We start from the raw sequence: 24284 nt of genomic DNA on the forward strand, positions 1-24284 counted from the left end.
ATAAAACAAATTCAATAAGCGATAAATAGGACGCTAAAAGTTAATGCAGACTTGCATCTCTTTGGCGTCCTTTTATTATAAAAAATATTTAATGTGGTTTATAATTGTAATATTTTAACATTAATATTACAATATAAATATAGAAAATTTTATAAGGAGGACATATGTCTGTAGAGATTTTATCTTTGATAGTAGCAATACTAGCAATTCTTTTCATGATTGTGACAATCACAAGAAGAATTAATCCATTATCAGCTGGTAATGAACGTATGCTACAAATCTCAAGCTATATCAGAGATGGTGCAATGACATTTCTAAAAAGAGAGTATAAATACATTGCAATTTTTGTAGTTATAGTAGCAATCTTACTAGCAGTATTTTTAGATGTAAAAATTATGATCTGCTACCTACTAGGTTCTATTCTTTCTATGCTAGCAGGATTTATAGGAATGAGAGTTTCTACTGCAAGTAACGTAAGATGTGCAAACCAAGCTTACGAAGATGGCCAAGATGGTGCATTAAAAGTAGCATTTTCTGGTGGAGCAGTAATGGGTATGGCTGTAACCGGTCTAGGATTTATAGGAATTATTTTAACTTTCCTTTACTTTAAAGACCCAACAATCCTAATGGGTTATTCACTAGGAGCATCATCAGTAGCGCTATTTGCTCGTGTTGGTGGTGGTATCTACACAAAAGCAGCTGACCTTGGGGCTGACCTTGTTGGTAAAGTAGAAGCTGGAATTCCAGAAGATGACCCAAGAAACCCTGCGGTTATCGCTGATAACGTAGGAGATAACGTTGGGGATGTTGCTGGTATGGGAGCTGACTTATTTGAATCATATGCTGGTGCTATTATATCATCCATGACTCTTGGATTAGTTTATTTTGAAGAAGCTGGTTTACAATTTACTCTTTTCCTAGCATCTATAGGTATTGCTGCATCAATTGTTGCATCAATCATCTTCCTTGCTGGAAAACACGCTAATCCACAAAAATCATTAATGCGTACATTATATATTTCAGGAGCTATCGTATTAATTGGTGCACTAGTATTATCAAATAAATACTTTGGTAACTACAGTGCAGCACTTGCAGTTATTACAGGGCTAGTTGCAGGTATTTTAATCGGTCTATTAACAGAAATCTATACATCAGATAAATATAGACACGTAAAATATATCTCTAAAGAATCATCAACAGGTGTTGCAACAAACATTATTGCTGGTCTTTCAACAGGAATGCTTTCAACAGTTTTCCCAATCCTAGTAATAGCTATTGCAATCATGGTTGCCTTTAACCTTATGGGAGTATTTGGTATTGCTCTTGCAGCAGTAGGTATGCTTTCTATTACAGGAACAACAGTAACAGTTGATGCTTACGGTCCTATAACAGATAATGCTGGTGGTATCGCAGAAATGAGTTACCTACCAGAAAGTGTACGTGATATAACAGATGGACTTGACTCAATTGGTAACACAACAGCAGCTATTGGTAAGGGATTTGCAATTGGATCTGCAGCTTTAACTGCACTTTCATTATTTATCACATACTCAGAATCAATCAACCTTGAAGCAATCTCTATCCTAGATAGTAGAGTAGTTGCAGGTATGTTTATTGGTGGTATGCTACCATTCCTATTCTCAGCTTTAACAATGAACTCAGTAGGAAAAGCAGCTAGCCAAATGATTGAAGAAGTTAGAAGACAATTTAGAGATGATGATAAAATATTAGCTGGGGAAAAAGAACCAGACTATGCGAACTGTATAGATATTTCTACATCAGCATCTCTAAAAGAAATGATTATCCCAGGAGTACTTGCAATATTAGTACCAATCTTAGTCGGATTTATCCTTGGGCCTTATGCTCTAGGTGGATTACTAGCAGGAGCTTTAGTAACTGGTGTTATGATGGCAATCTTTATGTCAAATGCTGGGGGAGCTTGGGATAACGCTAAAAAATACATCGAATCTGGTGTAGAAGGCGGAAAAGGATCTGATGCTCACAAGGCAGCAGTAGTAGGGGATACAGTAGGTGATCCATTTAAAGATACTTCAGGCCCATCACTAAATATCCTAATAAAACTTATGACAATAGTTTCAGTAGTATTTGCTGGATTATTTATCTAATAAGTAGAAGATAAAAACGGAGGAATTTCCTCCGTTTTTTTATGTTTATTTATTACTAATAATAAACTTTATTGACAACAATATTTATATATGTTTTAATATCATACGTGATATATTTGATTTATAGCAAAATTATGATAATAAATAATTAAGTACACTTGCTAAAAATCAGTTTGATATATTATTTTACTATATAGATTGTCTAAAGATAGGATTATCCTTAGTACACACTTTGGACTGATAGAGAAAGTTTGCTTTCTAATGGGGAAGGTGCGCTCTTTTTTAAGTAATCTATAAGTAAAATACTTTAAGGATTAATTTTATAAAAGAGACAGCCCTGTAAAAATTTTTTACAGGTTTTTTTATGCAAAAAACTAAAAATTATACATAATAGGAGAAAAAATGAACAATTTTAAAAAAGTAGCACTAACATTAGCTATGGCCCTATCATTTACAGCATGTGTAAATAATAACCAAGAGACAAAACCAGAAGAAACTCAAGCAGAAATGCCAGCAGGTGATCCAAAGACTGATACATCAGCTGAAAATGTTAATGACAAAGATCCTCAAACAGTTGAAGAAGAAACAGGCAAAGAAGCAAAAGATAACGAAAATGCAGATAATGAAGTTAAAACAACTGGCAAAATTGAAGATGAGCCACACTATGGTAAGCCAATAAAAGTTGCCTACAATGGCGGTCTATGTACCGGTGCTCCAGGAATTGCAGATGTACGTGGAGAATTTGAAAAAAGAGGCCTTGAAGTTGAATTTATAAATGTAAAAAGTGATGTTGATTCAATAGGTACCCACACAGCAGATGCAACAATCGGTCACATTGCAAAGTTTGTTCCTCCTACAATCAATGGAGTAAATGCAGTATTTGCCTCTGGAGCTCATACAGGATGTAAGTCTTTATATGTACTAGACAATGACGAAATAAACGATACTAAAGGTCTTAAAAACAAGATAATAGGATTTCCAGGGGCAATTGGTAGTGCAGACCATAATATAGCTATTAGATTCCTTAATAATGATGGTATCGATGTTGACGATGTTAAATATAGACAAGTAGATAATGCTGCTATAATTCAGGCGCTAGAAAGTGGAGAGCTAGCAGGAGCTATCTTATCTGATGAATACGCAAGTCAGTTTATAGAAAATGGCACAATAAAAAGGATTAGATCTTTATCATTTGATGAAGACTTTAAAAATGAAGCTTGCTGTATAAATGCCCTAAATGGTGACTTTGTAAAAGAAAATCCACAAATGGCAAAACTTTATAATGAAGCAGTTCTAGAAACTCAAAAGTGGATGGAAAATAATGTAGAAGAGGCTGCACAAATATTATTTGACAACAACTGGGCAGATGGAGACTTTGAGACAGCTGTAGAAATGATGGAGTCATATAACTGGGCAGTATCTCTAGAAGATACAGAAAAGACTCTAGAAACAGTAATTGAAGATTATAGAAACCTTGGCATAATCAACTCTGAAGTTAGCAAAGATGACTTTATTTCAAAATACTGGAATAGCCTAGGTTTAAAAGATAGCGACATTAAATAAAAAAGATTTGACAAAGCAAATAAAATAAGTTAAAATGTCCTTAATTAGAATATTAGTCTTAAAAATGTGTTGAAGAGAAGAGTATTTATCTAAAAAGCTTCAAGCGAATCCTAGATGGTGAGAGGGGATAAGTGGTTAGGTAAAGAAAAGAACCTCTGAGCTAATAAGTCGATACAAGGAGATTTATTCGGGAACTCCCGTTATAGAGTTAGAGTATTATTTGTACTTGATGAGGTTTATTTTGTGAGAAATAAGTAAATATGGGTGGTATCACGAGCTTTCGTCCCTTTTGGGATGGAAGCTTTTTTTATTGCTAAAAAAATACACAAATGACTATATTTTAAAAAAAATTAAAAAGGAGAATATTATGATTAAAAATGAATACGAAATATTAAAACAAGCAGAAAAAGTAGTATTAGCATATTCTGGAGGCCTAGATACATCTGTTATCGTAAAATGGCTAAGAGAAAACAGTGTAAAAGAAGTCATTTGTGTATCAGTAGACCTAGGTCAAGTAGAAAGTCCAAATGCTCTAGAAGAAAAAGCTTTATCATCTGGAGCGAGCAAATTCTATAATATAAATGTAGAGGACGAATTTATAGAAGACTATGCCTTTAAATCTTTAAAAGCAGGTGCTAAATACGAAAATGTCTACCTACTAGGAACAGCCATTGCTCGCCCACTAATTTCAAAAGTATTAGTAGATATTGCAAAAAAGGAAGGGGCAGAAGTTATAGTTCACGGTTGTACAGGTAAGGGAAATGATCAAATACGTTTTGAACTTTCAATGATGGCCCTAGCTCCAGAAATAAAAGTTATAGCACCATGGAGATTTTGGGATATCAAAGGTCGTAGTGAGGAAGAAGCCTATGCAAAAGAACATGGAATCCCTCTAAAAGTAGAAAAAGATGAAGATTACTCCATGGACGAAAATATTTGGCACCTATCCCATGAAGGTTTAGATTTAGAAGACCCAGCAAGTCCTGCAAATTTAGAAAAAATCCTTAAATGGGTAACTCCAGCAGAAAAAGCTATTGATAAAGCAGAAACTATTGAAATAGAATTTGATAAAGGAAAACCTATAGCTTTAAATGGGGAAATTCTAAAGGGTTCAGACCTAGTTAAAAAATTAAATGAGTTAGCTGGTAAGCACGGCATTGGTGTGGATGATATAGTTGAAAGTAGGATGGTAGGGATGAAGTCTAGGGGGGTTTACGAAAATCCAGCAGCAAGTGTTTTATACTTCGCCCACGAAAAACTAGAATCAGTCACAGTTCATCCAGATGCCCTCCAATATAAGCAAAAAATGGCCCTAGACTATGCAAATTTAGTTTATGCTGGAAAATGGATGACACCTTTAAAAGAAGCTATGGATAGTTTTATAGAAAAAACTCAAGAAAATGTAAGTGGAACAGTAAAAGTAAAACTTTATAAGGGATCTATGCAACCAGCAGGTATATATGCTACAAATTCTTTATATTCAGAAGAATATGCGACCTTTGAAGAAGATGATGTATATGATCAATCAGATGCAACAGGCTTTATAAACTTATTTGGCCTTAGCACAAAGATGTATGCAAAAGCAGTAAAAGAAAGTGAAGAAAATTAAGATGAAACTTTGGAGTGGCATGCTAACAGGTGACCTAGACAAATTTGCAGAAGAATTTAATTCATCAATAAAAATAGACCAGAGGTTAATTTTTGATGATATAAATGGTTCTATAGCTCATGTTAAGATGCTAAAAAAAACTGAAATTTTAAAAGCAGATGAGGCAGACCAAATAGTAAATGGCCTTAAGAGTATTTACCAAAAAATAATGGATGGTACACTAAAAGTAGATTTGACAAGTGAAGATATCCACACTTTTGTAGAGGGAGCCCTAATTGAAGAAATTGGTGAAGTTGGCAAAAAAATGCACACAGCTAGATCTAGAAATGACCAAGTCACAACCGATTTAAAACTTAATTTAAGAGATGAAAGTATAGAAATATCTGGGCTTTTAAAAAAATATATAAATAGTCTTTGTGAAAAAGCCAAAGAAAATACAGCAACAATCATGCCAGGCTACACTCACTTACAGGCAGCTCAACCAGTAACCTTTGCCCACCACTTGATGGCCTATGCTATGATGGGTCTGCGCGATCTAGAAAGGTTAGAAGATGCTAAAAGGAGAATAAATGAATCCCCACTGGGTGCTTGTGCCCTAGCAGGAACAACTTATCCAATTGATAGAGAATTTACCGCAAGTGAATTAGGTTTTGAATCTGTCATGCAAAACTCCATGGATGCCGTAAGTGATAGGGACTATATTTTAGAACTCCAGTCAGTTTTATCAATTATAGCCATTCACTTATCAAGACTTTCAGAAGAATTAATAATTTGGTCATCCCAACCTTATCATTTTGTAAAAATAGATGATAAGTTTTCTACCGGCTCATCTATAATGCCACAAAAGAAAAATCCTGATATGGCAGAGCTAATTAGAAGTAAGTCTGCAAGACTTATCGGAAATATGAACCAATCCTTTGTAATGATGAAGGGCTTGCCGCTTGCTTATTCAAAAGATATGCAAGAGGATAAGGAGGCCATATTTTCTAGCATTGATACTATAAAAATGACCCTAGAAGTCATGACTGGGCAAATATCAAGTCTTACAGCAAATAAGGAAAAAATGTTAAAAGCTTGTAAGGATGGATATTTAAATGCAACTGATGTGGCAGATTACTTGGTAAATAAGGGGGTAAACTTTAGAGATGCCCACCATATTTCTGCAAGACTAGTAAAATATGGTATAGACAATGATAAATCCTTAGATGAAATTGATTTATCAGTCTATAAAAGTGAATCAGACTTATTTGAAGCAGATATTTATCAAGAAATTGATATAATAAAATGTGTCAATGAAAGAACATCCCTTGGAGGCCCAGCTAAGGATGAAGTGATAAGACAAATAAATTTTGTTTTAGAGAAGATAGAAGAAAAAAGTTAGAGGAAGTAGAAATGAAAAACAAAACGAATAAACTTTTTGCATTTATTTTTACGCTGGTATTTTTTTTAATACCGGCTAAAGTACTTGCATCAAGTAATACAGCAGATGATGGAGTCATCGACTTTGGAACAAGTGCTGACTTTCCACCATATGAATATTATGAGGGTGATGAAATAGTAGGAATTGATCCAGATATTTTACGTGCAATTGGTGATTATATGGGAGTTGAAGTAAGACTTCATGACATGGACTTTAATAACATTATTGCAAGTATAGGATCTGGGAAAATAGATGGGGGAGCAGCAGGTTTTACTGTTACAGAAGAACGTAAAAAATCAGTAAATTTTACCGACTCATTTACAAAAACCAGTCAAGTTGTCATTACCCGCAAGGATTCTAATATTAAAGAAGTAGATGATTTAAATAATGGTGCAAGAATTGGAACCCAACTTGGAACCATTGGTGATACCATCGCCAAGGATGATTTTGGTGAAGAAAATGTAAATTCATTTAATAAAGTTCCAGATGGCATCCTTTCCTTACAAAATAAAAAAGTAGATGCTTTTATCCTAGATAAGCACTCTGCAGAAAATTTTGTAAACGCAAATAAGGATTTAACAATTATCGAAACCCCTTACCTAGAAGAAGAATATGCTATAGCCATCAGCAAGGACCAACCAGAGCTTTTAGAAGATATGAATGAAGCGATAGCAGCCTTAAAAGAATCTGGTGAGATTGATAAAATAATGGAAAAATACCAAAAAAGTGAAGATACTGAGGCGAGTACAGGTTTAATTGGTAGATTTAAGTCAAATATAATTGACAATGGGGCTTACAAATATCTTCTAGATGGTCTAAAAACTACAGTTATAGTAACTATTTGTGCTTTAATTATTTCTTTTGCTTTAGGTTTAATAATTGCCCTAGTTAGAGCTGCAAATATAGATCAAGCGTATGAGAATAATGGCTTTGGTAGTATTTTAATTAATATTCTTGACAAAATATTTACTCTTTTTGTATCCATTATCCGTGGTACACCTTCAACTATTCAGTTATTAATTATGTTTAATGTCATTTTAGTAAACCTAGATAACCTTATGCTTGTTGCAATAATTTCCTTTGCTCTTAACTCATCTGCATATATGGCAGAACTTTTTAGAGGCGGGATCAATTCTGTTGCCAAAGGAGAAAAAGAAGCTGCAAGAAGTCTCGGTCTTAGCAATTTTCAAACTATGAAAAAAGTTGTTATGCCACAGGCTATGAAAAATTCACTACCAGCCTTAGGTAATGAAGTTATTACCTTATTTAAAGAAACTTCTATTGCTGGATTTATAGGACTTGCTGACCTAACTCGTGGTGCTTCAATAGTAATTAGTCAAACTTTTGATGCAGCAACTGCTTATTTTTCAGCGGCTATCATTTATCTAGTAATAGTTTTACTAATAGAACAAGTATTTAAAAAAATAGAAAGGATGTACCTACATGCTTAAAGTAAATAATTTGGAAAAATCATTTGGTCCTTTAAAAGTCTTAGACAAGGTAAACCTTGAAGTTGAAGAAAATGATGTAATCTCAATTATAGGTCCATCTGGCTCAGGGAAATCTACTTTTTTAAGATGTTTAAACTTATTAGAAAAACCAAATGGTGGAGAAATATTTTTTGAAGGTCAAAAAATAAACGACCCATCTGTAGATATTAATGTTTTAAGAGAAGAAATAGGTATGGTTTTTCAAAACTTTAACCTTTTTTCAAATATGAATATAATAGAAAATCTAACTCTTGCCCCAATTATGAGAAATAAGATGAGTAAAAGTGAAGCTATCCAAAAGGCAAAAGAATTACTAGATAGGATAGGACTTTTAGAAAAAGAAAGGGTCTATCCAGCGAACCTATCTGGTGGTCAAAAACAAAGGGTGGCTATTGCTCGTGCTTTAATGATGAATCCAAAACTCATGCTTTTTGATGAACCAACCAGTGCCCTCGACCCAGAAATGGTTGGCGGAGTTTTAGAAATGATGCAAGAACTAGCAGATGAGGGGATGACCATGGTTGTTGTAACTCACGAAATGGGTTTTGCTCGTGAAGTAGCAAATAGGGTTGTTTTTATGGATGGTGGTCACATTGTAGAAGAAAGTCGCAATCCCCAAGACTTTTTTACCAACCCAAAAAATGAACGCAGTAAGCAATTTTTATCCCAAGTCATTTAAGAGGCAACTCTTATTTGACTTTTTTCATTTTTGGGTGTATCATAATTTAGTATTTACGCAGGATTGGCGGAATTGGCAGACGCGCAAGACTAAGGATCTTGTGACCGATTTTAGGTCGTGGAAGTTCAAGTCTTCTATCCTGCACCATTATATATTTTTTTGACTAATATGCTGGTAGAAGCATATTATTTTTTTGCTCAAAATTGCTAAATTTTGTTATAATTAGAGCTGAGGTTAAAATGAATAGAAAATGTTTTGCAAAAATTAATTTAACTTTGGATAGCCTATATAAAAGAGAAGATGGATATCATGAAATAGATACTATTATGGCTCGTATAGGCTTATTTGATGAGCTTGAAATAAAGCCAAATGATAAGCGTGAATTTAATTATTCTTCAAATCTAACTGAGATTTGTCCCTTAGAAGATAATTTAATTTATAAAGCCTGGGAGCTTTTAAAAGACAAAACGCCAAATCCTGGAGTGGATGTTTATTTAAGGAAAAATATTCCACTGGCAGCTGGTCTTGCTGGAGGCTCTACAGATGCAGCCGAAATGATAAAAGGCCTAAACGAGCTTTGGAATTTAAATTTATCTAAAAAAGAAATGAAAGAAATAGGAGTAAAACTTGGAGCAGATATTCCTTTTTTCTTTGAAAATTCACCTGCTAGAGCAAAGGGTATTGGAGAAATTTTAGAACCCTTTAATAATACTCTTGATATGAAAATACTCTTAGTAAATGATGGCACAGAGATTTCATCAGCTGAAGTCTATAAAAAGCTAGCTGATTATGGGCAGGTTGAAAATGATTTAATTGTCGAAAAGCTAAAAAACGGAGATAATTCAGCAATTTTTTATTTTGAAAATGTTATGGAAGATGTAGTAACTGATATTCACCCACATTTATTGGATATAAAAAACGAATTTCTAAATAATGGCGCTGAAGTAACTTTAGTAAGCGGTAGCGGAGCATCAATCTTTGGTATTTTTATGGATGATGATTCAATAGATAATGCCTATAAAAAAATGAGAGAAGATTATGAATTTGTAGAAAAGGTGGAATTAATATGACAAATATTGGTGTATTTGATTCTGGTCTAGGGGGCCTTACAGTCTTAAAAGAACTTGTAGCTAATAAAAAGGCTAATTATTTTTATTTTGGAGATAGTCTTAGAGCTCCTTATGGTAGTCGCCCAAAAGATTTAATAATAGAATTTTCTGACCAGATTGTTAAGTTTTTAGAAAACTATAACATAGACCAATATGTCATAGCTTGTAATACCATTTCTACCCTTGCAACTGACTATTTAGAGGAGAAGTATAATAAAGCTTTTTATCCTATAACAAAATCAGGACTTGAAAATGCCCTGGCCTTTGAGGGAGACTTCTTAGTTTTGGGTACACAAACAACTGTGGAAAGTCATTTTTATAAAAATAATATTGAAGCAAATTCCACAAGCTTTGTTTATGAAACAGCTGCTCCTAAATTAGTAAACTTAATTGAAGATGGAGTAATATCTGGAGAAAAACTTGATAAGAGTTTAGAAGAATACTTAAAAATAGCAAATGAAAAGCATATACCAAATATTATCCTAGGTTGTACCCATTATCCTATAATAAGGGAGGCTATAGAAAAAAACCTTACATATAAGGCAAATATCATAAACCCTGCGGATAATATTGCCAGTAAACTTAACTTTATAGAAGATAATAAATCTTATGTAAATATTTTTATGTCAGAGATAAATGAAAAAAATAAACAAACAATTGATAAAATCTTAGCTTGTGATTACAAACTAAAACTAAAGGAGATTTAAGATGATTTATGCGGTAATAGATATAGGGTCAAACACTGTTAGACTTTCAGTTTATAAAGTCCACGGGGAAAAAGTTACAAACTTATTTAATGAAAAAGAACAAGCTTCCCTTAAAACTTATGTAAAAGACGGCATCCTTTCAGAAAAGGGGATAGATAGATTAGTAAGTACCCTTAAAAAATTTAAGGCGGTTGTGGATAATTTTGAAGATATTGATGAGCTTCACCCATTTGCTACAGCAACTATCCGTGATGCAGCTAATAGAACTGAAATTCTAGATAGGGTTAAGGAAGAAGTTGGCTTGGATATTGAAATTATTAGTGGTGAAGAAGAAGCAAAACTTGCTTTTATAGGGGCAAGCTCCTCTGTAGAAGTATCTCGTGGTATTTTAACAGATATAGGGGGAGGTTCTTCTGAAGTTGTAATTATTGATCAAAATAAGGTTATAAAATCAACCTCTCTTCCTATAGGATCTCTTTCTGCTTTTAATGACTATGTAGATGGTTTATTTTTAAATAAGGATGAGAAAAAAGATATAGATACTGCTGTAAAAGATTTGCTTGAGTCAAATAAAATGTATAGGGAAGAGCAGGAGCTCTTATGTGCAGTAGGTGGTACTGCACGTGCTACTTTAAAATTTTATAATGAATATTATAATGAATCTTCCTATAACACTGTAATGGATGCTAGTAATTTAAATGATATGATAAAAGAATTTATCGAAAAAGAACCAAGAGACATCTTAGATGCCATTCTAGCAGTAAAACCTGATAGGGTCCACACCTTACTTCCTGGTATGGTAATATTAAACCGTTTGACTAAATACTTCTATTGTGAAAAAATAAGTATAAGTCAGACGGGGGTCAGAGAAGGGTATGTATATAATAAATTACTAGGAAGGAATAATTAAACAATATGAAAGATATATCTTTTACGCAAAACAGAGAACTTTCGTGGTTAAAATTTGACCAAAGGGTGCTTGAAGAAGCCAATGACAGAGATGTACCAGTATTAGAGCGCATTAAATTTTTCTCAATTTTTGATACTAACCTAGAAGAATTTTTTATGGTTAGGGTTGGTAGCTTAACAGACTTTAAAAATCTAAAGAAAAAACCAGTTGATAGCAAGTCAGGCATGACCAGTGATGAGCAGCTTGATGCAATATTATCAGATTGTATTGACTTATATAGACAAAAAGATCAAGTTTATGGACAAATAGTAGATGAACTTAAAGTAAATGGTATAAATTTTCTTAAAGTTTCTGAGTTAAGCGAAAAAGATAGAAAATCAGTAGAGTTTTATTTTAATACAAAAATCGAACCAATATTAAATTTTCAGGTAGTAGATAGGGTTCACCCTTTTCCAAGGTTACCAAACCTAGCCTTATCAGTACTTTTCTCCCTGGTAGGCCAAAAGGATGAGGAAAGTAATAATATCGGCCTAATCCAAGTACCAGATAAGGTAAAAAGATACCTAAAAATAAATGATACAAGTTTTGTATTTATAGAAGATATCATAAAAGAATTTGGCTACCAAGTTTTTGAAGGTTATGAAGTAGTAAATAAGTACACCATTTCTCTAACAAGAAATACCGATATATCATATGATGATGACGATTATGATATAGACCAAGATTTTAGAGACTATATGAAAGGTAAGCTTAAAAAAAGAAAAAGACTGCATCCGGTTAGGCTAGAGGTAGATAAGGACTTATCTGATTCTTCCATAGAATTTTTAACCAGTCAATTTGACTTAGATAAGAAAAATATCTTTGTAACTAAGTCCTTGATGCAGGCAGGATTTTTATTTGGCCTTGTAGAAGATTTACCAGAAAACCTCATTACAAATCACACTTACAAGCCATTTACCCCACAACCTTCTACTATGGTTAATCCGAATAGAAAAATAATGGATCAAATAGATAATAAAGATATATTTTTATCCTTTCCTTACGAATCCATGGATCCAGTTATAAGGCTTTTGGAAGAGGCAGCTGAGGATGACACTGTAGTTTCTATAAAAATTACCCTATATAGAATAGCCCATGATAGTAAAATAGCCAAAGCCTTAATTAAGGCTAGTGAAAATGGTAAAGATGTGATAGTTTTAATGGAGCTTCGTGCAAGATTTGATGAAGATAATAATATCTTATGGTCTTCTCAACTAGAAGATGCAGGATGTAAAATCCTATATGGTTTTGATAATTACAAGACCCACTCCAAAATTTGTCTAATAACAAGGGTAGACCACCAAGGAAATATAAATTATATAACCCAAGTGGCAACAGGAAATTATAACGAAAAAACTGCTAAGCTTTACACAGACTTTTCGCTAATGACTGCAAATGGGGCTATAGGTTTAGATGCTAAAGACTTATTTGATAATGTTATGTTAGGTAACCTTGATGGTGAATATAAAAACCTTATGGTAAGTCCAAAATCTATGCAAGAAGGCCTAGAGAAGCTAATAGATGAGCAAATTAAAATCCAAGAAAATGGGGGCAATGGTTATATAAGACTAAAGCTAAACTCCATTTCAGATAGAATTTTGATAGATAAATTGTCAGAAGCTTCCAATGCAGGTGTCAAAATAGAAATGTTAGTTAGAGGTATTACTTGTATCTTGCCAGGTGTTAAAGACCGCACTGAAAATATTGAAATATATTCTGTTGTAGGTAGATTTTTAGAACACCATAGGGTTTACCAATTTGGACAAGGTGAGGACTCCAAAGTATACATCTCATCAGCAGATTTTATGACAAGAAATATCAGACATAGGATGGAAGTAGCTATTCCAATTTTTGATCAAGATATAAAAAATCGCATAATCGACTTTTTGGATCTAATGTTTTCAGATGATGTCAAGATCAGAAAATTATTAGCCAATGGTGAATATACTAAGGTTCAAAATATAAACAATATCGATGCCCAAGCAACTCTAGCAAGCCAAGCTCAAAAAAGAAGTCTTGAAGCAGAAGAGACTAGGGCAGTAGAAGAAGTGGCAAAAAGAAATAGGAGATACAAGCAGGAACAAATTAGTGAAGAAAGAAAACAGCTTAAAAATGAAAGAAATTACTTCCAAAGAATAGCTGATATCTTCAGAAAAAAATAAATATTAAATAAATTTTAAAAAATCGGCTATTATTGTCGATTTTTTTTGTTATTTATGCAAATAAACAGATTTTACCCCTATTAAAATTACAAAACTCGTGCTATAATGTTAATAAATAGTTAAATAATCGCTTCACATAAAATTGAGATACATTTTATAAAAGTGATTTCCCACAGACCATACTCAAACAAGCACACTACTATAATATTGAAATAAATGAATAGGAACTTTATATGTCTAACAAAGGTATCAGAGAAAAAAAGAGAAAACAAGCACGCAAAAGAAAAGCAAGAAACAAAAAGATATTTACAACAGCAGGACTTGGCTTAGTACTAGTAGGATCACTTTACCAATTTGGCTTTACTGGCAATGACAACGAATTTGAAATTGCAAGACCAAATGAAATTAGGCAGGCAGCAGGAAACTTTGAAGAATTAGAAGAAGAGACCGTAGAAGAAGTAAACAAGAAAGTTCATGTTGCAACTGATTTTGGTTTTAAAGAGGCAGATATTGATAAAAGCAAAGCTTTAGAAGATGATAAATATACTGATGATTTAAAAGAATATGTAATCTGCGCCCAAACTCAGTATGCCTACCAGTTTCCAAATGATTATTCTAAAACAGAAAAGTTTATAGAAAAAGGGTCCTATGTGCCTTATTTTGGTACAGAAAATGGTTTTGCCAAGGTAAAAATTGATGACGCATATTACTACGTAAATAAATATGGACTAGCAAAGCTAGAAGAAGATAAGCAAATAAAAGTTGTAAATGGTTTAGCTTATGTAAGCGAAAATTATCCACTACCAGAAGACTTCGATCCTGGGGTAGATAAAACTGCTAGACGTGCCTTTGAGACCATGCGCCAAGACATGCAAAGAGAAAAACTAGATGTAAAAATAGCTTCTGATTATAGAGGATATGATTTAGAGAAAAAAATGCATGAGGTAGATGAACCAGATAGCTCAGCTCCTGGAACAAATGAACACCAATTAGGATCTGCCTTTGACTTTTTTACAGAAGGTAGCAAATATAATGACAAATTTGAAAAAACTGCAAGCTATGATTGGTTAGCAGAAAATGCTTACAAATATGGTTTTATCGAAAGATATCCAAAGGATAAAGAAAATAAAACAGGTCATAAGGCCGAACCATGGCACTTTAGATTTGTAGGTGTAGAAAATGCTAAAAATATCTATGAAAATGATTTAACCCTCGAGGAATATTTAAAAATTAATTAAATTTCCCCCTTGAATTATTCCATGATTTGTTATATAAATGTAATGTAAAACATTTAAAAATTAAGGAGAATATTTATGAAATCATTTCACACAGACAAAGCACCTGCAGCAGTAGGACCATACGTACAAGCAATCGGTACAGAAGAGTTTGTATTTACATCTGGTCAAATTCCATTAAATCCTGAAACAGGAGAGCTAGTTACAGAAATATCAGCTGCGGCTAGACAATCTTTAAATAACATCAAAGCTATCCTAGAAGAAGCTGGTTCATCAATTGATAAGGTTATCAAATGTACTGTTTTCTTAGCAGATATCAATGACTTTGCTGCGGTAAATGAAGTTTACAAAGAATTTTTTAACGACCATAAGCCAGCAAGATCTGCTATCCAAGTAGCAGCCCTTCCACTAGGAGCAAGTGTAGAAATCGAAGCAATTGCTTCATTATAACTTTAATATAACAAACGGCAATATAAGTATTGCCGTTTTTTGCTACCCATATAATGATTTTTATAAATTAATTAAGATATATAACTAACTAGAGCAATGTAAGATAATTACTAAGGAGCAGATATGAAATATAATTTTGATCAGATAGTTGATAGGTCTGGAACAAACGCCTTGAAGTTAGAAGGATACAAGGGGTATATTTTTAATTCCTATGATTCTTTGGACTTACCCTTTAACGATGATGAATTTATCCATATGTGGGTGGCAGATATGGAATTTGCCTGTGCACCTGAAATTCTAGATGCTATTAAAAAACGTGTTGATAGACAAATTTTAGGATATACTATAAATTCTGATTCTAGATTATATGATAGTTTAAGTAAGTGGTGTAAAGATAGGTATGACTTTACATTTGAAAAAAATCAGTTAGTTACTTCTAATGGTATAGTACTTGCTATAAGTAATATAATATCTTATATTGTAAATGAAGATGAAAAAGTATTATTTAACACGCCAGCCTATGGCCAATTTGCAGTTGCTTGTGATAAAAATAATAGGAAGTATATAACAAGCGAGCTTACAAAAGATGAAAAGGGATATTATAGTATAGATTTTGATGATTTAGAAAAGAAAATGTCCCAAAGTGATGTAAAATTATTTATATTTTGTAACCCACACAATCCAACAGGCAGGGCTTGGACTAAAGAAGAATTAGAAAAAATTGGTCAACTAATTAAAAAATATGATCTTTGGGTAATATCTGATGAAATACATTGTGATATAAGAAGAAAAGATGCACCTAGGCATATCCCTTTAGGAAAAGTTCTTACTGACTATGACAAGCTAATTACTTGCATGGCAGTAAGTAAGTCCTTTAATATAGCAGGCCTAGCAGAATCATCTATAATAATTAGAAATGAAAACCTTAGAAAAAAATGGAAGTTTTATAATAAATCTGCTGTCAATCCTCTAAACCACGAAGCTACAATCGCAGCTTATACAAAAGGGAGTGATTGGCTTAAAGAATGCAATGAGTATTTGGATGATAATTTTAAATATTTAGATGAATTTTTTGCTAAAAACTTATCCAAAGCTATCATTAGCCCAGCTCAAACAACCTATCTTGCTTGGGTAGATTTTAAAGAATATTTTGAAGAAGATGAAGACTTAGAGCTATTTTTTGCTAAGCTAGCTGGAGTACTTATTGAGTCTGATAAGACTTTTGTAGACCATGCTAATAGAATGGTTAGGTTAAACCTAGCATGCCCAAGATCATACTTAGAAGAAGGTCTTAATAGGATTGCAGATGCTATTAATAATAAGCATAAGGAAAAATTTATAGGATAAGACTAGTCCTATAAAAATTATAACTTATTTATGGAGGTCGATTTTTATAAAAAAACATAGTATGGTATTTGTAGAGATCGATATTTTATAATTATTAGAGATATTAGTAAAGGCGGGTCTAGCCCGTCTTTTTTGTTAGGAGAATTATGACCATTAGCAATGAAGTTATTTTAAATAGTATAGCAGATATAAAAAGTTATTTGATAAATACCCGTAGATACTTACACGAAAATCCAGAATTATCTGGAGAAGAATATCAAACTAGTAAATTTTTAAAAGAAGAGGTAAAAAAATTAAATTTACCAATAAAAGAAGTAGATGGCACAGGATTTTATGCTATCCTCGATACAAAAAAACCTGGCAAAACTCTAGGATTGCGTACGGATATAGATGCCCTGCCAATAGTAGAAAAAGAATCAAATCAAAAAGTAAAAAGAGTTTGCACTTCAAAAGTAGCAGGTAAGTTTCATGCATGTGGTCACGATGGTCATATGGCAACCCTTCTAGGAGCTATGAAAGTTTTAGTAGCCCATAAGGATAATCTTAGGGGAAAAATTATTTTTATATTTGAAGAAGGGGAAGAAACAGGTGTAGGCATTGATAAAATGCTAGCAGCCTTAAAAAAAGAAAAAATAGATGCAATCTATGGAGAACACCTGGCTGCATTTTTACCAACTGGAAAAATTGGTCTAGATGCTGGGCCAGTTATGGCTGGTAATGGTATTGTTGATTTTACTGTACGCGGAAAGGGTGGTCACGGATCTAGACCAGATTTATCTATAAGTCCTATTTTTGCTGCCACAAATATCATAAATGGGCTAGCCAGCGCATGGGTAAACCGCGTTGATGTTACAAAAACAGTTACTCTAGGACTGGGTCTTATAAATGGTGGTACAATTGCAAATGTAATTCCAGATGAAGTAAGGGTTGCTGGAACCTTAAGATATTTTGATACTAATGAAGGTAAAAAGGCGCTTGACCTTGTAAAAAAAATTGGAAGCTTAACAGCCGAGGCTCATGAGTGCGAGTTTATAGCCAATGATATAAGACATGATAATGAACCAGTTATTAATGATGAAAAATTAGCAAAACTTGCCCAAGATTCTATAGAAGAAATTATACCAGGAAGTATTGATAGAGGAATAACCTGGTTTGCTTCAGAAACTTTTGCAGGTTATGCTAATCTTTGCCCGACAGTTTTTGCCTTTGTCGGTACAAAAAATCCAGAAGTAGGATCTGGGGCTGAGCACCATAATGAATACTTTGATATAGATGAGGAATCTATTTCTCTAGGGGCAACTGCTATGGTTAAATTTGCCAATGAATTTTTAAATGCTAATTAATTGGGTATATATAATATATCGAACTAGAAATTAAAAGGAGTAAATAATGACTATTAAAGTTAATGAGAAAGCACCAGAATTTTCACTAAAAGATCAATATAAAAATGACATAAATTTATCTGACCTTAAGGGTAAAAAAGTTATTCTTTCTTGGCACCCACTTGCATTTACATCTGTTTGTACAGATCAAATGAGAAGTTTAGAAAGAAACTATGACAGAATTCAAGAAAAAGGTGATACAGTAGTAATCGGACTTTCTATTGACCCATTCCCAGCTAAGCAAAAATGGGCTGATATTCTTTGTATAGAAGATGTAAAAATAGCATCAGACTTTTTCCCATATGGCGAAGTAACAAAAGCTTATGGCCTATTTAATGAAGAAAATGGAGCAAGCCAAAGAGCAAATGTAATAATCGATGAAGAAGGTAATGTAAAATGGGTAAAAGTTTATGAACCATCTGAACTACCTGATATCGAAGAAGTAATCGAAAACTTATAATAAAATCATATGCCTTCTAGTTAACCTAGGAGGTTTTATTTTTTATCCAATTGAGGGTAAAAATATAAAAAGAAAAAGCAGATTAAGGAGCAGATAATGGATTTAGGACGTATTGTAGATCTCCAAAGAGAATATTATTATTCAGGAGAAACTAAAACCCTAGAATTTAGACTGGCAAATTTACAGAAATTAAGAGATTTGCTAGTGAAATTTGAAGATAATATATTAATGGCTCTTGCCAAAGACTTAGGTAAATCAAACTTTGAGGCCTATGCAACAGAACTTACTATGGCCTATGAAGAAATAAAACTTGCCATGGATAACTTAGAAGAGTGGATGAGACCGGTAGCAGAAAAAACTCCTATTACGGCCATGCCAGGCAAATCTTATACACTTTTTGAACCTATGGGAGTTACTTTAATAATTTCCCCATGGAACTATCCATTTTTACTAGCGATTGACCCACTAATAGGGGCTATGGCCGCTGGAAATACTATGATTTTAAAACCAAGTAGAAAATCAAAACATACTTCAAGCCTATTAAGGGAGCTTTTAAATGCAAACTTTTATGCAAAATATATCCACGTTGTAGATAATGATAAAGTAAGCCATGATGAACTTTTATCCTATAACTACGATCATATATTTTATACAGGTGGATCAAAGGTAGGAAAAACTATCATGGAAGCTGCTAGTAAAAATTTATCAAAAGTTACTCTAGAGCTAGGTGGTAAGTCTCCAGCAGTTGTAGAAAAGGATGCAAATCTTTCCCTTGCTGCAAGATCTATTGCCTGGGGCAATACGGTAAATGCCGGTCAAACTTGTGTATCACCAGACTATATTTTAGTCCATGCAGCAGTAAAGGATAGCTTTGTTATAGAATTAGAAAAAGCCTTACTAGATTTTTATGGGCCAGACCCAATAAATTGCCATGATTATCCAAGTATAATAAACAAAGACCACCTAGATGGTTTACTAGATTTACTTAAAAATCAAAATATAATCCACGGTGGGGAATATGATGGAGAAAACTTAAAACTTGCACCTACTATTGTAGATGGAGTTAATTTTTCTAATAAGCTTATGGATGAAGAAATATTTGGGCCAATTTTCCCAATTATTACCTATACAAATCTAAACGAAGTTTTATATAAGATAAAAACTTTACCAAAACCACTGGCTTTTTACTTATTTACTGAAGATGAAAGAATAAAAGAAAAAGTAATGTATAATATGGAATTTGGGAATGGTATGGTAAATGACACTCTAATGATGGTCTCAAACCCTTATCTTCAATTTGGTGGAGTAGGTTATAGTGGTCAAGGTGGCTACCATGGTTACTATGGTTTTAAAAATTTCTCTAACCAAAAATCAATTATGGAAGCAAATTCTGGATTTGAAATGAAATTGAAATATCCTCCATATGATAATGGAGCATTAAATTTACTAAAAAAATTAAAAAAACTTATAAAAAAGGAGCCTTAATGGCTCCTTAAATTTTTTTTAATATTCTTCTTGGCTATCTAAGTCTTCTTTAATAGCTTTTGCTAGTTCTTTTAATTGTGCTACTTGTTCATCTTTAACTGATGAGTTGATTAATACATCTTCTCCAACATAGGTGTGTTTACCAGCTTCTAAGATTTCTTTAGAAATTTTAAGACTGTTACCACCCCATGACCAGTTATTTAAGAATGAGATGTGTCTATCTTGGTAGCCTGTACCAGCAAGTTCTTGTAAAAATGCTTCCATTCTGTAGTATAGGCCTGCATTGTAGTTAATTGGTGCAAATACTGCATTGCTATATTTATGACAATCTGCAATTACATATGATGGATCCCAACCAGATACATCGAAAATTCTAATATCTTCTGTGACACCTAGTTCTGCAAGTTCTTTTGCAAGGATATCTGCAGCTTGTTCTGTATCACCATACATGGTTGAATAAACAATTACGATACCTTTTTCTTCTGGTGTGTATGTTGACCATTTGTTGTATTTGTTCATGATAAAACCAATTGATTCTTGATCATCATATACTGGTCCGTGTAGCGGAAGGATAGCTTTAATTTCAAGGTCAGCTACTTTGCTAAATACCGCTTGTACTTGTTTACCATATTTACCTACTATATTTATATAGTATCTACGAGCTTGGTCTAACCAGTCACCTTTGTGGATTACATTTTCTGCTCTTAAGTGTCCTTCAATAGCATTAAATGATCCAAAGGCATCTGCTGAGAATAAAATTTGATTGTTTGTATCATATGACATCATTACTTCTGGCCAGTGAACCATTGGTGCAAATACAAATTTAAGGTTGTGATTACCTAGATTTAGTTCATCGCCTTCTTTTATCTCATAGTATCTATCTTTAAATTCGTCATTATAAAATTGTTCGTAAAATTGGAAAGTTTTTGCATTACCAACTAGTTTTGCATTTGGCCATTTTCTCATACAAAAATCAATGTTTCTGCAGTGGTCTGGCTCCATGTGATGAACAATTATATAATCAAGGTCTTCACCATCTAGAGCAGCTTCAATATTTTCTAGGTATTGTCTAGTAAATGCAGACTCTACACTATCTACTAAAGCATTTTTTTCATCTTTTATTAAATATGAAGAATATGATACACCATTTTCAACTGGGAACATATTTTCAAATCTATCAATTCTTCTATCATTTACTCCTACATAGTAAATACCATCAAGGATTTGTCTAATATTTTGCATTTTTCCTCCTAAATACATATCTCAATTATTATTATACAACTCTTAGGATTATAAATAAAATAATTTGTGAAAAAATAATTAAAATTTCCTAGGAAAAAGAATTGTAAATAGAAAAGTTGATTTGTGGTAAAATACATTTAAGAGGTGGATTATGAGAAAAAATTTAAAAATCAGATCAACAAACTTTGATCTAGCCCTTGGAGATATTAATAAAAATAAAGAAATTATAAAAAATTTGGTGAAAAGTGCATATGATGACGGTGTAAGTATATTATCCTTACCTGAGTTATCCCTTACAGGAGCTAGTCTTTATGATGGATATAAAGATATAGCTTTATTATGTGAGGACGCTATCCTTGAATTAAAGGAGTTTTCAAAAGGATATAATATTTTATTTTCTGTTGGTTTTCCTTTACAATACAATAGAAAAATTTATAATGCCATAGCTTTAATAATGGATGGATATTTAGTAGATTTATGTACCAAAAAAAACCTATCTATAATAGAAAAAAATGTATTTGCTAGTGATATGCCAGACGGAGAGGTTATACAGTTTTTAGATGACTGGTGTGAGGTAAATCCATCATCAACAAGTATCAGCCAATTAAATATAGCAGTAAGCATTGGCGAAGATGAGATGATGGGTATACCAAGAAGCTTAACTTATAAGTCTGATATAGCTAATTGCCCGCAAATTATTTTAAATCCAACGGCAGAGGTAAAAATGGCTTTAAATGAAGAAGAAATTTTAAATAGAGTAAGATTTTTATCAAAAGATGTAACCTACGTCTATACTTCTCAAGGCAGAGGAGAAAGCTCAACAGACTTTGTATATAACGGCTTAAATATAATAGCTGAGGATGGTCGAATAGAAAAAGTTATTTGCAATGATCAGATAGATTATGTAAACAGATATAGGCTATATACTGATCAAGAGCTACTACACTTTGATAAGTTTGGTGAAAATATAACTAGGGAAAAATTCCCATATTTACCTATATATGAACAGAGGGATGATTATGTAAGAGATGTCCTTGATATAGGAGCAATTGCAGTTTTAACTCGTATGCAAAAAATCGGTGTTAAAGATGTATTTTTAGGAGTATCAGGTGGCCTTGATTCGACTATGGCACTTTTATTTTTAGTCCATGCTTATAAAAAAGCAGGCTATGATTTTTCTGGCATAAATTGCTACACTATGCCTGCCTTTGGTACAAGTGATAGAACAAAATCAAATGCGTATCTGCTTTGTAAATCCCTAGGACTTGAGCTAAAAGAGATTAATATTACTGATGCGGTAAAAATCCACTTAAGAGATATAGGGCATGATGGAATTACTCCAGATACTGCCTATGAAAATTCCCAAGCACGTGAGCGTACGCAAATATTATTTGATTTAGCAAATATGCACAATGGAATTGTAATAGGAACGGGAGATTTATCTGAAGCCATGCAAGGATTTGCTACCTTTAATGGAGATCAAATGAGCAATTATTCATTAAATGCTTCTCTTACAAAAACAGAAATTCGTTATGTAGTGGGTGCTATTGCAGAATCAACGGAAAATAAAGAATTAAAAATAGCTCTTGAGGATATCCTAGATACACCAATTTCCCCAGAACTAATTAGTCAAGATAAAAAAGAAATCAGCCAAAAGACAGAAGATATCATAGGACCATATGAGCTAATTGACTTTTTTATCTATGAACATTTAACCTACCACCTGCCAGCTCAAGAAATACTAGAAGATGCAATGTCCGCTTTTGCTGATAAATATGATGAAGAAACTATAGAAAAATGGATTATATCATACTTTAAAAGGTTTACAGCAAACCAATTTAAGCGTTCAACTTCGGTTGATGGACCAAATATAACTGGCAGATCTTTTAGTCCAAGAGCAGGATTTAAAATTCCAAGTGATATGGGAAGTGAAGGATATTTAGAAAACTTAAATGAAAAATAAAACAAAAATTGCCCTAGGGCTAACGGCATCAGCTCTAGCCCTGGGCCTATATATAAATAATCAATGTTTTGTAGCCAAGGAAGAAAAAATAACATTAAAAAACGAAAAACTTAATAAACCTGTAAAAATCACCCAAATAAGTGACTTTCATTCTAATTCCATAAAAAATTTGGATGAGCTCCTTATAAATATTAAAAATTTCAATCCAGATTTTATTATTTTAACTGGAGATATAATTGATTATGGGACAGTAAGTAAAATAGAAAGGTCAGTTTATTTTCTAAAAAAATTATCTACTTTAAATAAATCGACCTATTATATTACAGGAAATCATGAAGAAGCTGGCCCAAATCTAGATGTTTTTTTAAAAGAAATAGACAAATTAGGAATAAAATATCTTAAAAATGAGGGTGAGCTTTTAAATGTAAATGGCAATAAAATTTACCTATATGGAACAAGTATGTTTAGCTTTTCATATGAAAATTATAAGCCAAGTAAAGAAAGTGTAAATATTATTTTAAGCCATTTTTCTAAAAATGTCAGAGATAATTATAGAGGAGATGAAGACTTTATTTTCTCAGGCCACACCCACGGAGGCCAAGTAAGAATGCCAATAGTAGGAGGTCTATTAGCCCCGGGAGAAGGAGTTTTACCAGACTTTGATAAGGGAGCCTTTCTATATAAAAACTCAACCATCTATGTAGATAGTGGACTAGGAAATACATTCTTACCCCTAAGATTTTTAGATCAAATCCAGTATAGTAATATCACTCTTGTGCCAGTAGTTTAGTGGTAAAACAAAGGTGTCCGAAGCCTAAGATGGGAGTTCGATTCTCTCCTGGCATGCCATAATGACCTATCCCAATTTAGCGTAGCTGAATTGATGGAAGGTCAGATGTCGCGGCG

General features: G+C 32.9%; 19 protein-coding genes, 2 tRNA genes and 1 other annotated feature. Of the genes, 20 read left to right on the forward strand and 1 reads right to left on the reverse strand.

The genetic code is table 11. The features are described from left to right. Positions 1-164 precede the first annotated feature (164 nt). From AB9Q04_RS06185 to AB9Q04_RS06265, 17 genes are all read left to right on the forward strand, one after another. Positions 165-2126, forward strand: coding sequence for a sodium-translocating pyrophosphatase (locus AB9Q04_RS06185; RefSeq protein WP_410024471.1), 1962 nt, complete (start codon positions 165-167; stop codon positions 2124-2126). A gap of 402 nt (positions 2127-2528) precedes the next feature. After that, on the forward strand, positions 2529-3689 hold the full coding sequence (locus AB9Q04_RS06190; protein ID WP_410024472.1) for an ABC transporter substrate-binding protein: 1161 nt from the start codon (positions 2529-2531) through the stop codon (positions 3687-3689). A 60-nt stretch (positions 3690-3749) separates the two neighbouring features. Next, positions 3750-3980: a binding site (T-box leader), on the forward strand. 76 nt (positions 3981-4056) lie between these two features. Continuing rightward, complete coding sequence (locus AB9Q04_RS06195) at positions 4057-5298, forward strand: argininosuccinate synthase (RefSeq protein WP_410024473.1); 1242 nt, start codon at positions 4057-4059, stop codon at positions 5296-5298. 1 nt (position 5299) lies between these two features. Further along, a complete protein-coding gene (argH, locus tag AB9Q04_RS06200; RefSeq protein ID WP_410024475.1) occupies positions 5300-6679 on the forward strand; it encodes an argininosuccinate lyase in 1380 nt (459 codons plus the stop codon). 11 nt (positions 6680-6690) lie between these two features. Beyond that, entirely contained in the window at positions 6691-8169 is a 1479-nt protein-coding gene (locus AB9Q04_RS06205) for an ABC transporter substrate-binding protein/permease (RefSeq protein WP_410024476.1), read from the forward strand. Beyond that, complete coding sequence (locus AB9Q04_RS06210) at positions 8162-8887, forward strand: amino acid ABC transporter ATP-binding protein (RefSeq protein WP_410024477.1); 726 nt, start codon at positions 8162-8164, stop codon at positions 8885-8887. Before AB9Q04_RS06205 ends, AB9Q04_RS06210 begins: the two co-directional genes overlap by 8 nt. A gap of 57 nt (positions 8888-8944) precedes the next feature. Next, a tRNA-Leu gene (locus AB9Q04_RS06215) sits at positions 8945-9034 on the forward strand. A gap of 92 nt (positions 9035-9126) precedes the next feature. Then, entirely contained in the window at positions 9127-9957 is an 831-nt protein-coding gene (ispE, locus tag AB9Q04_RS06220; RefSeq protein ID WP_410024478.1) for a 4-(cytidine 5'-diphospho)-2-C-methyl-D-erythritol kinase, read from the forward strand. Continuing rightward, positions 9954-10703, forward strand: a complete 750-nt coding sequence (gene murI / locus AB9Q04_RS06225) for a glutamate racemase (RefSeq protein WP_410024480.1) — start codon at positions 9954-9956, stop codon at positions 10701-10703. The genes ispE and murI overlap by 4 nt, the downstream gene beginning before the upstream one ends. 1 nt (position 10704) lies before the next feature. Further along, complete coding sequence (locus AB9Q04_RS06230; protein ID WP_410024481.1) at positions 10705-11613, forward strand: Ppx/GppA phosphatase family protein; 909 nt, start codon at positions 10705-10707, stop codon at positions 11611-11613. Between the two features lie 5 nt (positions 11614-11618). Beyond that, on the forward strand, positions 11619-13814 hold the full coding sequence (locus AB9Q04_RS06235; protein WP_410024483.1) for an RNA degradosome polyphosphate kinase: 2196 nt from the start codon (positions 11619-11621) through the stop codon (positions 13812-13814). 233 nt (positions 13815-14047) lie between these two features. After that, positions 14048-15052, forward strand: coding sequence for a M15 family metallopeptidase (locus AB9Q04_RS06240; protein ID WP_410024484.1), 1005 nt, complete (start codon positions 14048-14050; stop codon positions 15050-15052). A 75-nt stretch (positions 15053-15127) separates the two neighbouring features. Further along, on the forward strand, positions 15128-15499 hold the full coding sequence (locus AB9Q04_RS06245) for a RidA family protein (RefSeq protein ID WP_410024486.1): 372 nt from the start codon (positions 15128-15130) through the stop codon (positions 15497-15499). A gap of 123 nt (positions 15500-15622) precedes the next feature. Continuing rightward, positions 15623-16846 (forward strand): MalY/PatB family protein, encoded by a 1224-nt coding sequence (locus AB9Q04_RS06250; RefSeq protein WP_410024488.1) that lies wholly within the window; start codon positions 15623-15625, stop codon positions 16844-16846. Between the two features lie 146 nt (positions 16847-16992). Next, positions 16993-18189 carry an amidohydrolase gene (locus AB9Q04_RS06255; protein WP_410024489.1) on the forward strand — a complete coding sequence of 399 codons (1197 nt, stop codon included), beginning with the start codon at positions 16993-16995 and terminating at the stop codon, positions 18187-18189. A gap of 46 nt (positions 18190-18235) precedes the next feature. After that, positions 18236-18688 carry a redoxin domain-containing protein gene (locus AB9Q04_RS06260; RefSeq protein WP_394011240.1) on the forward strand — a complete coding sequence of 151 codons (453 nt, stop codon included), beginning with the start codon at positions 18236-18238 and terminating at the stop codon, positions 18686-18688. 96 nt (positions 18689-18784) lie between these two features. Further along, a complete protein-coding gene (locus AB9Q04_RS06265) occupies positions 18785-20173 on the forward strand; it encodes an aldehyde dehydrogenase family protein (RefSeq protein WP_410024490.1) in 1389 nt (462 codons plus the stop codon). A gap of 18 nt (positions 20174-20191) precedes the next feature. Here the strand turns inward: AB9Q04_RS06265 and AB9Q04_RS06270 are convergent, their stop codons facing one another. After that, positions 20192-21415: an FprA family A-type flavoprotein gene (locus AB9Q04_RS06270; protein ID WP_410024491.1), complete on the reverse strand. Its 1224-nt coding sequence runs from the start codon at positions 21413-21415 to the stop codon at positions 20192-20194. A gap of 151 nt (positions 21416-21566) precedes the next feature. Between AB9Q04_RS06270 and nadE the strand changes: the two genes are divergently transcribed. From nadE to AB9Q04_RS06285, 3 genes are all read left to right on the forward strand, one after another. After that, the gene (gene nadE, locus AB9Q04_RS06275) at positions 21567-23378 is read left to right on the forward strand and encodes an NAD(+) synthase (protein ID WP_410024492.1); all 1812 of its coding nucleotides are present in this window, start codon (positions 21567-21569) and stop codon (positions 23376-23378) included. Continuing rightward, entirely contained in the window at positions 23368-24168 is an 801-nt protein-coding gene (locus AB9Q04_RS06280; protein ID WP_410024493.1) for a metallophosphoesterase, read from the forward strand. The genes nadE and AB9Q04_RS06280 overlap by 11 nt, the downstream gene beginning before the upstream one ends. Beyond that, positions 24154-24227 (forward strand) — tRNA-Arg (locus AB9Q04_RS06285). Before AB9Q04_RS06280 ends, AB9Q04_RS06285 begins: the two co-directional genes overlap by 15 nt. The last annotated feature ends 57 nt before the right edge of the window (positions 24228-24284 follow it).

Origin of the sequence: Anaerococcus groningensis (assembly GCF_046365465.1) — a bacterium.
Classification (GTDB): domain Bacteria; phylum Bacillota; class Clostridia; order Tissierellales; family Peptoniphilaceae; genus Anaerococcus; species Anaerococcus groningensis.

What these genes read in the sequence shown, in the direction of transcription:
- murI (WP_410024480.1), top strand. Translation starts at nt 9,954, where the DNA reads ATGACAAATATTGGTGTATTTGATTCTGGTCTAGGGGGCCTTACAGTC.
- AB9Q04_RS06190 (WP_410024472.1), top strand. Translation starts at nt 2,529, where the DNA reads ATGAACAATTTTAAAAAAGTAGCACTAACATTAGCTATGGCCCTATCA.
- AB9Q04_RS06205 (WP_410024476.1), top strand. Translation starts at nt 6,691, where the DNA reads ATGAAAAACAAAACGAATAAACTTTTTGCATTTATTTTTACGCTGGTA.
- AB9Q04_RS06210 (WP_410024477.1), top strand. Translation starts at nt 8,162, where the DNA reads ATGCTTAAAGTAAATAATTTGGAAAAATCATTTGGTCCTTTAAAAGTC.
- argH (WP_410024475.1), top strand. Translation starts at nt 5,300, where the DNA reads ATGAAACTTTGGAGTGGCATGCTAACAGGTGACCTAGACAAATTTGCA.
- AB9Q04_RS06195 (WP_410024473.1), top strand. Translation starts at nt 4,057, where the DNA reads ATGATTAAAAATGAATACGAAATATTAAAACAAGCAGAAAAAGTAGTA.
- AB9Q04_RS06245 (WP_410024486.1), top strand. Translation starts at nt 15,128, where the DNA reads ATGAAATCATTTCACACAGACAAAGCACCTGCAGCAGTAGGACCATAC.
- nadE (WP_410024492.1), top strand. Translation starts at nt 21,567, where the DNA reads ATGAGAAAAAATTTAAAAATCAGATCAACAAACTTTGATCTAGCCCTT.
- AB9Q04_RS06250 (WP_410024488.1), top strand. Translation starts at nt 15,623, where the DNA reads ATGAAATATAATTTTGATCAGATAGTTGATAGGTCTGGAACAAACGCC.
- AB9Q04_RS06270 (WP_410024491.1), bottom strand. Translation starts at nt 21,415, where the DNA reads ATGCAAAATATTAGACAAATCCTTGATGGTATTTACTATGTAGGAGTA.
- AB9Q04_RS06230 (WP_410024481.1), top strand. Translation starts at nt 10,705, where the DNA reads ATGATTTATGCGGTAATAGATATAGGGTCAAACACTGTTAGACTTTCA.
- AB9Q04_RS06255 (WP_410024489.1), top strand. Translation starts at nt 16,993, where the DNA reads ATGACCATTAGCAATGAAGTTATTTTAAATAGTATAGCAGATATAAAA.
- AB9Q04_RS06240 (WP_410024484.1), top strand. Translation starts at nt 14,048, where the DNA reads ATGTCTAACAAAGGTATCAGAGAAAAAAAGAGAAAACAAGCACGCAAA.
- AB9Q04_RS06185 (WP_410024471.1), top strand. Translation starts at nt 165, where the DNA reads ATGTCTGTAGAGATTTTATCTTTGATAGTAGCAATACTAGCAATTCTT.
- ispE (WP_410024478.1), top strand. Translation starts at nt 9,127, where the DNA reads ATGAATAGAAAATGTTTTGCAAAAATTAATTTAACTTTGGATAGCCTA.
- AB9Q04_RS06280 (WP_410024493.1), top strand. Translation starts at nt 23,368, where the DNA reads ATGAAAAATAAAACAAAAATTGCCCTAGGGCTAACGGCATCAGCTCTA.
- AB9Q04_RS06265 (WP_410024490.1), top strand. Translation starts at nt 18,785, where the DNA reads ATGGATTTAGGACGTATTGTAGATCTCCAAAGAGAATATTATTATTCA.
- AB9Q04_RS06235 (WP_410024483.1), top strand. Translation starts at nt 11,619, where the DNA reads ATGAAAGATATATCTTTTACGCAAAACAGAGAACTTTCGTGGTTAAAA.
- AB9Q04_RS06260 (WP_394011240.1), top strand. Translation starts at nt 18,236, where the DNA reads ATGACTATTAAAGTTAATGAGAAAGCACCAGAATTTTCACTAAAAGAT.